6 protein-coding genes are annotated in these 12088 nt (G+C 66.9%); 3 read left to right on the top strand and 3 right to left on the bottom strand.

What is annotated here, in order from left to right:
* The first annotated feature begins 5 nt into the window (after window positions 1–5).
* From QHF84_RS07660 to QHF84_RS07670, 3 genes are all read left to right on the top strand, one after another.
* Window positions 6–5750, top strand: coding sequence for an ATP-binding sensor histidine kinase (locus QHF84_RS07660; RefSeq protein WP_281312533.1), 5745 nt, complete (start codon window positions 6–8; stop codon window positions 5748–5750).
* A gap of 105 nt (window positions 5751–5855) precedes the next feature.
* Window positions 5856–7043 (top strand): sialidase family protein, encoded by a 1188-nt coding sequence (locus tag QHF84_RS07665; RefSeq protein WP_281312534.1) that lies wholly within the window; start codon window positions 5856–5858, stop codon window positions 7041–7043.
* 160 nt (window positions 7044–7203) lie between these two features.
* Window positions 7204–8058, top strand: a complete 855-nt coding sequence (locus QHF84_RS07670; protein WP_281312535.1) for a sterol desaturase family protein — start codon at window positions 7204–7206, stop codon at window positions 8056–8058.
* A gap of 4 nt (window positions 8059–8062) precedes the next feature.
* Here QHF84_RS07670 and QHF84_RS07675 read toward each other — a convergent pair whose 3' ends face one another.
* Genes QHF84_RS07675 through QHF84_RS07685 form a run of 3 tightly spaced genes read right to left on the bottom strand, consistent with a single transcriptional unit; the run spans window position 8063 to window position 11991 of the window.
* Window positions 8063–9814, bottom strand: a complete 1752-nt coding sequence (locus QHF84_RS07675; protein ID WP_281312536.1) for an ATP-binding protein — start codon at window positions 9812–9814, stop codon at window positions 8063–8065.
* Window positions 9811–10779 carry a PhnD/SsuA/transferrin family substrate-binding protein gene (locus QHF84_RS07680; RefSeq protein WP_281312537.1) on the bottom strand — a complete coding sequence of 323 codons (969 nt, stop codon included), beginning with the start codon at window positions 10777–10779 and terminating at the stop codon, window positions 9811–9813. Before QHF84_RS07680 ends, QHF84_RS07675 begins: the two co-directional genes overlap by 4 nt.
* An 18-nt stretch (window positions 10780–10797) precedes the next feature.
* Window positions 10798–11991 carry a response regulator gene (locus QHF84_RS07685; protein ID WP_281312538.1) on the bottom strand — a complete coding sequence of 398 codons (1194 nt, stop codon included), beginning with the start codon at window positions 11989–11991 and terminating at the stop codon, window positions 10798–10800.
* Between the last annotated feature and the right edge of the window lie 97 nt (window positions 11992–12088).

A 12088-nucleotide genomic window follows, 5' to 3' on the forward strand; every position in this document is an offset into this window, starting at 1 on the left:
ATCCCATGCAGGCCTCATCCGCGCCCGGCGCCGCCGCCCGCCTGCTCGCCGCACCACATTTCATGGAGATGCAGAGTCCCTCCCCGTACACGATCATCGAGACCCTGTTCGAGGGTCGGGGGACGCTCGTGCTCCGCGCGACCCGAGAAAGTGATGGCCGCCGGGTGATCCTCAAAGCGCTCGATCCGAAGCGCAGCCGGCCGCAGGACATCGAACGATTGAAGCACGAGCAAGCGCTCTCCGAGTCGCTGAACCTCTCGACCGTCATCAGGCCGCTCGCCCTCGACACGTATCACGGGCAGCCGGCGCTCGTTCTGGAGGATATGGCCGGCACGCCCCTCGACCGCTTGCTCGGGGCGCCGATGGAGACGGAGCGCTTTTTGCGGCTCGCGATTCGTATCACGACCGCGGTCGCGGACATCCACCGGCATGGCATCGTCCACAAGGACATCAAGCCCCAGAACGTCATCGTCCAGCCCACGACGGGCGAGGCGAAGCTCACCGATTTCGGAATCGCATCTCGACTTCCCCGCGAGCACGCGTCGCCGCAGAGCCCGGAGCAAATCGAGGGCTCGCTGCCGTACATGTCGCCGGAGCAAACTGGGCGAATGAACCGGGCGGTCGACTCCCGCACCGACCTCTATTCGCTCGGCATCACGTTCTACGAGATGCTCACGGGCAGGGTCCCCTTCGAGGCGCAAGATCCGCTCGAGTGGATTCATTTCCACCTGGCGCGTGTCCCTCCATCTCCCTCCGAGATCGTCCCCGAGGTGCCCGAGGCCATTGCGCGGGTCGTGATGCACCTCTTGGCCAAGATGCCCTGCGACCGCTACCAGAGCGCGCGGGGCGTGCTGCACGATCTGGAGAGGTGCCTCGCGCAATGGATCGAGGGCAGGCATATCGAGCCGTTCCCCCCGGGCGCGCTGGACGTGCCGGACCGCCTCCAGTTATCGCAGAAGCTTCATGGCAGGGAGGCGGAGATCACCCTCGTGTGCGACGCCTTCGACCGCGTCGTGACCACGGGGAGGCCGGAGCTCGTGCTCGTCTCCGGGGAGCCGGGGGCCGGGAAGTCCGCGCTCGTCCACGAGCTCCACGAGCCCGTCGTCCGGGAGCGAGCGTTTTTCGTTTCGGGCAAGTTCGATCTGATCAAGAGCGATATCCCCTATTCGACGATCGTCCAGGCCTTCCAGGAGCTCGTGCTCGAGATTCTGGCCGAAAGCGAGGAGCGTATCGCGGCCTGGAAGCAGCGGCTCGCGGCCGCCCTCGGGGTCAATGGGAGGCTCATCGTGGACGTGATCCCGCCGGTCGAGCTCGTCCTCGGCGCGCAACCCTCGGTCCCTGCGCTTCCGCCCGGCGAGGCGCGGAATCGGTTCCACCTCGTGTTCCGCGAATTCATCGGCGTCTTCGCGCAGCGGGAGCACCCGCTCGTGGTCTTCGTCGACGACATGCAATGGGTCGATTCGGCGAGTCTCGCGCTCCTCCTGGACCTCTTGACCGATCCCGAGATGCATAGCCTCCTCGTCGTCGGCGCATACCGCAATAGCGAGGTGCCCCCCACCCATCCGCTGATCCTGGCCACGAACGAGGTGCGGAAGTCGGCCGTGCGCGTCACCGACATCGTGCTCGGTCCGCTTCAAAAGAGTCAGCTCGCGGCGTTCCTCAGCGACACCCTCCGCTGCTCCGTGGAGGAGGCCGAGCCGCTCGCGGAGCTCGTTCACGAGAAGACGGCCGGCAATCCATTCTTCGTCATCCAGTTCCTCACCGCGCTCTACGAGGAGCGCCTGATCGAATTCGACGAGGATGCGGTGGCCTTTCGGTGGGACGTGGCAAGGATCCGCGAAAAGAGCTTCACCGACAACGTGATCGACCTGATGGTCGACAAGCTGAAGCGGCTCCCTGCGAAGACCCAGGACGTGCTGACCCACGTCTCGTGCCTCGGCAACCGCGCGGACGCCGACACGATCGCGATGATTCGCGGCGACGTGGAGGACGATGTGCACGCGGCGCTCTGGGACGCCGTCCGTGCAGGGCTCATCGTCCGCGTGGGCGATTCCTACCGTTTCCTTCACGACCGCATCCAGGAGGCGGCCTATTCGCTCGTCTCGGCGGAGCTCCGCGTGGAGATGCATTTGCGGATCGGTCGGCTCTTCCTGGCCAACATGCCCGCGGCGGCCATCGAGGAGCACGTCTTCGATGTCGTGAGCCAGCTCAATCGCGGGGGGGAGCTCATCACCGACGCGCGCGAAAAGGCGTCGCTCCGGCGGCTCAACTTCCTGGCGGGAATGAAGGCGAAGGCCACGGTCGCCCATGTGTCGGCCCGCAATTACCTGGCCCAGGCGACGGCGCTCTTGCCCAAGGACGCCTGGAGCGCGCTCTACGACGAGACGCTCGAACTTTATCTGGAGCGGTCCGAGTGCGAGTACCTCGTCGGCAACTTCGAATCGGCGGACGAGCTGTTCAATCTGATCCTCGCGCATGCCCGCTCCCATCTCGACAGCGCCGCGGTGTATGGCCTGCGGATGCGCCTCTATCAGGTCTCCGGGAGGTACGACGAGGGGGTCACCGTCGCGCTCGAAGCGCTGCGCCTCTTCGACGTGACGCTCCCCGATTCGGACGAATCGCTGCGGGCCGCGACGGAGGCCGAGGTCGAGGTGATCCGGACGCACCTCAGGGGTCGTCGCGTCGCCGATATTCTCGACGCGCCCATGGCCACCGATCCGGATGGGCGGACGATCATTGGCCTGCTCGTCGAGGCGGCGCCTTGCGCGTACATCGGGCGGCCGAACCTGTTTCCCCTGTTCGCCCTCAAGGCGGTGAGCTCGTCCCTGAAGTATGGCAATACCCAGCAGTCCTGCTTCGCGTACAGCATCTATGGCCTGATGCTGGTGTCGGCGTTCGGCGACATCCCGCTCGGCTATGCGTTCTCCGAGATGTCGCTGCGGTTGAACGAGAAGTTTCACGATCCCCGGCTGAAGGGGACGCTCCTTCACCTGCACGGCGACCACATCAACTTCTGGCGGAGGCCCTTCGCCACCGGCATCCCCATTCTCGAGCGAGCCTTCCAGGCGTGCCTGGAGGTCGGCGACCTCGTTTATGCCGGCTTCCTCGCCTTCGAGACCGTCTGGCAGGTCGTGGAGAAGGGCGACCCGCTCGACGAGGTGCTCGAGGTATCGAGAAAATATGCCGCGTTCGCCAGGCAGAGCCATAACGTCCCGGTCTACGAGACCATCCGGCTCGAGCGACAATTCGTGGCTTGCCTGAAGGGCGCGACGCAGGGGCCGACGAGCTTCGACGACGCCACGTTCCACGAAGACGCGTGCCTCGCGGCGATCACCCGGGCGACGTTCGGCTGCGGCATCGTCTTTCACGACATCATGAAGCAGATCACGGCGTTCCTTTACGGGCGCCACGCGGAGGCGCTCTCGTTCGCGGAAAGAGCGGCGACGAACCTCGGCGCCGCCATGGCCATGCCGATCGAGGCCACGCACCATTTCTTCCACGCGCTCACGATGGTGCAGCTCCTCCCGGCTGCTCCGGCCGACGAGCGGGGGGAGCTCGATCGGCGCATCGGGGGCGTGCTGCGGAAGCTCGCGCTCTGGGCGGAGAATTGCCCCGAAAATTATCTCCATCGACATGCTCTGGTCTCGGCCGAGGTCGCTCGCGTCGAGGGGCGCGACCTCGACGCCATGCGCCTTTACGAGCAGGCCATCCGGTCCGCGCGTGAACATGGCTTCATCCATGAAGAGGGGCTCGCCTACGAGCTCTCGTCGAGGTTTTACCGGGCACGGGGGTTCGAGCAGGTGGCCGATACGTATCTCGACGAGGCCCGCGCCTGCTACGAGCGCTGGGGGGCCGATGGAAAGGTGAGGCAGATCGACGAGCAGAATCCGCGCCTCCGGGAGCACAGGCCGCTCACGGCGACCGCCACGTTCGCGCTGCGCACCGAGCAGCTCGATCTGCTCTCCGTCGTCAAGGCCTCCCAGACCATTTCGGGGGAAATCCTCCTCGACGAGCTGGCCCGCACCCTCCTCCGGGTCGTCCTCGAAGAGGGCGGCGCCCAGAAGGCCTATCTGCTCCTTTTGCGAAATGGCGATCTCACGATCGACGCCGAGGCGCGCCTCGAAGAGAGAGGGGCGGTGACGAGGCTCCTCCCGTCGCTGCCGATTTCGTCCTCCTCCCTCGTGCCGGCCATGATCGTGCGATATGCGCAGCGGACGAAGGAGCGGGTGCTCCTCGACGACGCGACGGCGAGCAAGTTTGCCGCGGACCCGTACGTCACCCGCGAGCGGCCCAAGTCGGTCCTTTGCCTGCCCATTTTGAGGCAGGCCAACGTGGTCGGGCTGCTTTATCTCGAGAACAACCTGCTCATCGGCGCGTTCACGCCGAATCGGCTCGTCGCGCTTTCTCTCCTCGCGGTCCAGGCGGCCATTTCCTTGCAGAATGCGCGGCTCCTTTCCGACGAGCAGGCGGCGCGGGCCGCGGCCGAGGAGGCGGAGCGGCGCTCGGCGCTCCTGGCCGAGGCCGGGGAGCTCCTCTCGAAGTCGCTCGATTACGAGGATACACTCGCGCGCCTCGGGCACCTCTGCGTGCGATCCATGGCCGATTGGTGTGTGATCGATACCATGGAGGGAGACGAGATCCGGCGCATCGCCGGGGTGCACAAGGACCCCGCGAAGACGCCATTGCTCGAGGAGCTCCAGCGGCGATATCCGCCCCGCGAGGGCTCGTCCCATCCGGCCGCGAGAGCCCTTGCCACGGGGGAGCCGGTCCTGCTCCCCGATCTCTCGGGCGCTTGCCTCCATACCCATACAGAGGACGAAGGGCATGGGAGGATCCTCCGTGCGCTCGGAACCACATCGATGCTCGCCGTGCCTCTCGTTTCGCGTGGACAAACCCTGGGGGTGCTGTCTCTCGTCTTTGGCGCGTCGGGCCGCACCTACGGGAGCGCCGACCTCGAGCTGGCAAAGGAAGTGGCGCGCCGGGCCGCGACCGCGATCGACAATGCGCGGCTCCATCGGGCGACCCAGGAGGCCATCCACGCGCGCGACGAGTTTTTGTCGATGGCGTCGCACGAGCTCAACACGCCGCTCACGTCGCTCATGCTCTCGTTGCAATCGATGGCACGCGCCAGCCAATCGGGCCCCTCCAGCGACCCGCAGAGCATGACGAAGCTCGCCGAGCGTGCCTTGCGGCAAGGCGCACGCCTGCGCCGGCTCAACGACGATCTCCTGAGCATCGCGCAGGTCCACACGGGGCAGCTCCCGCTCGAGCTCGCCGCCGTCGACCTCAGGGCCCTCGTCGGGGACGTGGTCGAGCAATTCAAGCTGCAGCTCTCGCAGGCCCGGTGCTCGGCTTCGATCCGGGACCATTCTCCGGTCGTGGGCCACTGGGATCCCGCCCGGATCGAACAGATCGTCGTCAATCTGCTCTCGAACGCCGTCAAATTCGGGGCCGGCAAACCCATCGAGATCTTCATCGACCAGGAGGACGGCATCGCGCGGCTCGCGATCAAGGATCACGGAATCGGCATCGATCCGGCGCAGCAGAGCCGCATCTTCGAACGTTTCGTCCGCGCCGTGCCCAGCAAGTATTACGGCGGCCTCGGGCTTGGTCTTTACCTGAGCCGCAAGCTCGCCGAGGCGCACGGCGGTTCGATCCGCGTCCAGAGCGCGCCTTCCGCCGGAGCGACGTTCATCGTCGAGTTACCCCTCGCCGGGCCACCCATCGCCACCGGAAGAGGCGAGGGGTAGCGCAAGCGGGAAGCGAAGGCATGCCGGTTGCAGCGGTCCGCGTCGGGATGGGCTTGCATCTCGCCCACGCATGAAAGCGTGCGCGCCCCACCCATGAGGAACATCATGCTTGCAAAGACGAACCTTATTCTTCTCTGCGCCCTTGCCACGGCGGGCGCGCTCTTTGTCGGCTGCGGGACCGATGACCCCCCTGGAATCGACGGCACGGGTGGCAACGGCGCAGGCGGCGCGGGTGGCGCGGGTGGCGCGGGTGGCACAGGTGGCACAGGGGGAACGGGCGGCTCCACGCCTGGCTGGGCGCTGCCTGCATGCGAATCGGTGAGCGGGACCTCCGCCGTGACGTTCACGCTCGATGAAGGCCTCACCCTCGCACAAACCCCGGGGCAACTCCAGGGAATCGGATACACCTACGGGCTCGCGGCGCTCGACATACCGAATACGCTGCTCGCCGAGCACAAGGGGAAGCTTTTGCGCTCCGAGGACGCCGGCTGCACCTGGAACGAGGTGGGTACGCTTTCGGGGAGCAATTTCAGGATCACGGCCGCGCAGGGAGGGCTCGCGTACGCGTGGAACGAAAACGGTCCCGGGTTTTATCGAATCGATGAAACGGGCCCCCACGCCTTTTCGACGCCCGCACCGAACATCGTCGGCCTGGGCGTCGATCCCGGCGACGCCAAACACCTGCGCGTGGGCGACGCGAGCGGCAGCCTGCACGAATCGCACGACGGCGGCGAGACGTGGTCGAAGCAGGGCACGCCTCCCGCGTCGGGCAACATCATCGGGTATCGTTTTGCCTTCGACCCCAAAAATCTCGACCATGTGCTCTGGGGCCAATCCGTGGACGGCGCTTCCGTCTCGTTCGACGGCGGCGCGACGTGGTTCAAGAGCGAGGGCCTCGGCGCGAACGGAGTGAACGCGTTTTCCCTCGTCGTGTCTCCCGTGGACGGGGACGTCGTCTGGGCCGAGGCGCTGGAGATGGGCCCGGACATCCGCCACATCTATCGATCGAGCGACGGCGGCAAGACCTTCGATGCGGTCGTCACCGAATCGGCGGACGTCGACCTCATCAATGGCACGCTGCTCGTGCCGCACGCGGCCGACGTGAACGTGCTCTACTTCGTGTTCGGCATGGAGTACAACGACTACGGGACCGACCTTTTCCGTTACGATCACGGTACCGGCAAGGTCACGAAGACGCACAACGCGAACGATGATGTATCGGCCATCGTCGCCTCGCCGGCGGACCCCAAGCTGCTTTATCTGGGGCTCACGGTCGAGAACGGCGGCGGCTGAGGCCCCGCGGGAATCCCTCCGCGTCCGTTGCGCGGAGGGACTCCATCTTCAAAATCCCGCCACCGTTGTACTGCATCGTGTCGTCGGGTTGCTGCGGGGAATTGATGAACCGATGCGAGCCGTGATACATCGCTCGGCGCGATCCGATCGGAGGTATTTCATGCGAGCCCCGCCTCCCGCGCTGCATGCTCGGCGCTGGACCATTCACGAGATCATCGACGCGGCGGTCCTCGTCGCCCTGACGGCCGCTGGGCTTCTTCACGGGAGCCCGGGGACCTGGTTCTCGAGCCTCGGTGTTTCCTTTGCCGTCCTCGTGGTGCCGGTGCTTTCGGGCGCGGCGATCGTGACATGGCTCTCGCGCCGCCTCGGGGCGCGAATTCAAGGGCCGCGGATCAAGCCGGCGCCCATGGCGCGGGAAGCCTTCGAGACGGCGCGCGCCATGTACGTCGCCGCCTGCCTCATGGCCTGGCCCCTCACGGCGTGGCGATTGGGGCACCCGACGGGGCTCGTCTGGGACCTCGACGCGCACGGCGTGAGCCTGGCGCGGGTCCTCGTGCAGACCTTCCTCGGCGTGATGGTGATCGACGCGTGGCTCTACTGGAAACATCGGCTGCTGCACACGCGGCTCTTGTTCGGATTCCACAAATCCCACCACGTCTTCCGTGATCCCACCGCCTTCGCCGGGTTCGCCGTGGCCCCGGTCGAGGCGCTGCTCACCTTCTGGCCGATTCTTTTTCTGTGCATGCCCGAGGCGGTGCACTGGGCGCCGCTCTATTTCGCGCTGGTCGTGGGATTCGTGAACCTGAACTTCTATCTCCACTGCGGCGTGACCCTGTCGTGGGTCGAGAAGACGTTGCCTCGAATCTTCCTCAACACCTCGGCCTTCCACAACGTGCACCACGCCCGGGCGAACACGCATTTCGGCGAGGCGCTCTACCTGTGGGACGTCCTCTGCGGCACGCGTCTGTCTGGACAAACCGCCGAGGAGACGGCCGCGGAAACCGCGCCGGGCTGACGGCTCATCCCTCCGCAGGTCGAAACGGGAACTCCAGCGTGAACGTCGCCCCGCGGCCTGGGCCCTCGCTCTCCACGGCGAGGCTCCCGCCCATGGCGCGGGCCACGAGCGCCGAGGAATGCAGCCCGAAGCCGTGGCCGCCTTTCCGCGTCGTGAACCCGTGCTGGAAGATCTTCGTGAGCAGCGCGGCGTCGATCCCCACGCCATTGTCGATGACCTGGATGCGCACCCGGTCCTCCGCCGGTCGCGCGAGCCGCACCGAGAGGCGCTTGTCCTCTCCCTCGCGCTCGTCGAGCGCCCATTTCGCGTTGGCGAGGAGGTTCAGGACGATCTGCAGCACCTTGTGCTTGTCGCAGAGCGCCCGCGGCAGCGGCGAAAGCGCGCGCTCGACGACCACCCCGCCCCGGCCGCGGCTCGCCATGGTGATGCGCAGCGCGTCCTCCAGGACCGCCTTCAGATCCACCGGCTCGTCGAGGTTCGTCACCGTCGCATAACTCTGCTGGAAATCGACGACCGCGCGGATGTGCGCGACGTGCTCTTCGAGCCCGCCCACGAGGGAGACGAGCTCCGTTCGCTCGGCGGCGAGGCTCTGGCCGAGCTTGCCGAAATACTCCGGCAGCCTGCGTCCACGCTCGTCTGTCGAGAAAAACCCGGCCAGGTTTGCCTTCTGCGCCTCCAGCATCTCGGCCGCCTTGAGGATGGGCTCGACCCGGAGCGCCCGCAGCCGCTCCGCGAGCATCGCGCTTCCGGTATTCACGTGGTTCAGCACGTTGCCCACGTTGTGCAGCACGTTGGAGGCGATCTCCGTCATGCCCGCCTGCCGCGCGAGCTCGAGCGAGCGTTGCTGCGCCTCCCGGAGCTCCGCCGTGCGTTCCTCCACCCGCCGTTCGAGCTCCTCGTTGGAGCGCCGGAGCGCCTCTTCCTGCCGTTCGAGCTCGTGGTTCGCACGCGCGAGCTTTTCGCGCTCCGCCACGAGCTCGGCATTCGCCGCCGAGAGCTCCGCCGTACGCTCCTCCACCCGATGTTCGAGCTCGTCACGCGCCACGCGTAATTCGCCCTCGCTCCGCGCGAGGTCCTTCATGGATGCGTCGAAGGGCAGGAGGATGCGGCGGAAAACGAAGACGCCGAGCATGAGCATCAGGGCCACGGTCCCGACCGGCAGCGCCCGTTGCGCCCGCCCGAGCCAGAGCAGATCGGGCCCGGCGCGCCGGCCCATGTCCGCGTCGAGTTCGTCGAGCGCCTCTTCGAGTCGCTGCGACGCCGCCTGGAATCGCTCGATGTCGGGGTTGTTCCGGAGCGATTGGTTGTCCGAGCGGAGCACGCGTACGGCGCTCGTCCGCACCTCGGCCCAGAGGGGCTCCGCGGCTGCGAGTCGCTCCTTCATCGCAGGATCATCGTCGGCGAGGAGCGCGACCTCGGCGCCGCCGATGTGCGCCTTTCCCCCGAGCCGCAGCGCCGCGAGGTTTTGCGTGACCTGCGCTTCGAGGACCTTTGCCAGCTTTCGCTGCCGGAGCAAGAGATCCCAATCGGACGTCGAGAGCCCCACGACGGCGAGGTACATGTTGCTCTCGTACCGATCCAGAAGCTCACGCGTGGCATCGGAGGCCGAGAGCAAGAGGCGGCGTTGCTCGGTGCGGAGGCTGATCTCGCGCCCAGCCATCAGTGAGGCGAGCTGCAAGGCCACGCTCGCGGCGACGAGCACCACGAAGGACCGGACGAGGCCGCGCATGTCCGCGCGAGGCGGCGGCGCGCTCATCGGATCGCGACGATCCCCGCCTTTTCGGCGGCGGTCTTCATGGAGCGGTGCTCGTCGTATTGGTCGTCCTCGACCGGCGCGAACCGCTCGATGAGCGCGTCGTCGAGCAGCCGCTTGCCGTCCGGATCTTCGTGCATGCCGAGGAGCGTTCGCCGGAGCGCGGCGCGGAGCTCTGCCGGCAGATCGGGCGAGGCAATGACCGGGCTCACGGTCATGGGACCGATGCTCTCGAGGACCCGCACCTCGCCCGCGCGGCCGCGGCGTTTTTCGCGATCGTAATCGAGCACCAGGCTGTCCACCCAGCTCGCGTCCGCCTCGCCCGCGGCCACCATGCGAATCGACTCCTCATGCGAGCCGGAGCGCACGACCTTGCCGAAGAAGCCGCTCGTGAAGCCGCGCTCCATCAGGCGGTGACGGGGCGCGTTGTACCCGGTGTGCGACCGCTCGTCATTGTACACGAAGGTGCGACCCCGGAGATCCTCCAGGGAATGATACGTGCTGTCGCTCCGCACCACGAGATCCGCGAAGTACACGGGCCGCCCCCCATAACGAGGGTACTTCATGACGGGCGCGCCGAGGAGCTCGGCGCGCGGGGTCGGCTCGTCGCGGAGCGCGGTGTAGGGCAATCCGCAGATGAAGCCGAGCTCCACGGCGCCCGTCTGCAGCATGCTGTTGATCGTGCTGTAGGCGAGGCCCGTCGTGACCTCGATCGTGATCCCGTTTTTCCGTGCCAGATGATGCGCGATGTTCTCGTAGAGATCGATGCCGGACTCCGACACGAACGCCGCGCTCATGACCATGCGCACGGGCCGCGTGGCCATCGCGGGCGTCTCTTTGGCCCCGAGCGCGTGAGGCTCGGATGTGCGCCCGTCCGTGGGCCCCGACAACACGACGGAGAGCGCCGTGGCCGGGACGATGCCGCCCAAAAAGCTCCAGATTCCCAGTGATGTCAGCCCCCCACGCATACCCCCGCTCCTCCCGCGTTAGCGGCGTCCCATCGCGAATGCGATGCCGCTTTGCAGCGTCCGCTGGGTCGATAACCCGGAAAAACCCTGGCCCAGGTTCACCAGGGTCTGCGCCACTTCGGGCCGGATCCCCGTGAGCATGATCTCCGCGCCGAGCAGGCGCGCGCTCTGCGCGATCCGCACGATCTCGTCGGCGATCTCGGGCGTCACGCGGGGCACGCCGGTCAGGTCGAGGATGGCCGTACGCGCCCCGCGCGCCACGATGCCCTGAAGCAGCGTCTCCTGCGCGTGCAGCATTCGCGAGGGTTCGAGCTCGCCGACGAGGGGCATCACCACGATGTCGTCGGTGATCGGGATGAGCGGCGTGGAGATCGAGAGCAACGTCTCGGCCTGCGCGCGCAAGGCGTTTTCTCGCGCGCGGTGCTCTTTCATTGCCGCGTCGCGTTGCCGGTCCTCCGTGATGTCGCGGAGGAGCACGAGCGCGTCCTCGGCGTCGATGCCGGCGATGCGCGCCTCGAAATGGCGCGCGCCGCCCTCCTTCTCGCGCCGGAGCTCGAAGATCTGGGCGTTTCCCGTGTCGATGGCGAGCCCCACGCGTTCGGCCATCTGCGCGCCGAGCTCCTCCCCGAGCACCGCGGAAATGGGCTCGCCCGGACGGAACACGAGCGCGGTCGCGGCGGCTCCGCGCGCGGGCTTGAAATCGCGGCACGTTCCGTCCCGCGTGACGACGAGCAACGCGTCGGGAAGTGCGGTGAGGATCCCGCGGTTTTTGGCCTCGCTTCGCCGGAGATCGGCTTCGGCGTGGGCAGAGCGCTCGGCCTGGTTCCATTTCTCGGTGAGCGCGCAGGCGATCTGGCGGACCTCCACCGGATCGAAGGGCTTCTTCAAGATCAAGAAGCGATCGGTCACCCCGAGCTTCGCGGTGATCTCGGCCCACGAATGGTCCGAATAAGCCGAACAAATGACGGCTTGCAAGGTCGGATCCTCGGCCCAGAGGTGCGTCAGCGTCTCCAGCCCGTCCCACCCCGGAGGCATACGCATATCGACGAAGGCGAGCGCATAGGGGGCGGCGACGTCGCGGGCCTGCCGCACCTTCTCCAGCGCCTCGGCGCCCTGCGAGGCGAAGCTGAGCTCGAACCCCAGCACGGGCGGCGCGGCCGTACGCGCCCCGAAGATCGACGCCTCCATCGCATCGAGGTCGTATGTGTCCATACGACATTTCAGTATCTCTTGAAAGTCTCGGTGAATGGAGTCGCTGTCGTCCACGACCAGGATGCGTCGGTTCTTTGACAGGGTCGCGTCCATACGT

It is taken from the genome of Polyangium sp. y55x31 (assembly GCF_029946505.1).
GTDB lineage: Bacteria > Myxococcota_A > Polyangia > Polyangiales > Polyangiaceae > Polyangium.

Excerpts from the sequence above, each read along its gene's own strand:
- QHF84_RS07670 (WP_281312535.1), top strand. The coding sequence starts at position 7,204 with ATGCGAGCCCCGCCTCCCGCGCTGCATGCTCGGCGCTGGACCATTCAC.
- QHF84_RS07685 (WP_281312538.1), bottom strand. The coding sequence starts at position 11,991 with ATGGACACATACGACCTCGATGCGATGGAGGCGTCGATCTTCGGGGCG.
- QHF84_RS07680 (WP_281312537.1), bottom strand. The coding sequence starts at position 10,779 with ATGCGTGGGGGGCTGACATCACTGGGAATCTGGAGCTTTTTGGGCGGC.
- QHF84_RS07675 (WP_281312536.1), bottom strand. The coding sequence starts at position 9,814 with ATGAGCGCGCCGCCGCCTCGCGCGGACATGCGCGGCCTCGTCCGGTCC.
- QHF84_RS07660 (WP_281312533.1), top strand. The coding sequence starts at position 6 with ATGCAGGCCTCATCCGCGCCCGGCGCCGCCGCCCGCCTGCTCGCCGCA.
- QHF84_RS07665 (WP_281312534.1), top strand. The coding sequence starts at position 5,856 with ATGCTTGCAAAGACGAACCTTATTCTTCTCTGCGCCCTTGCCACGGCG.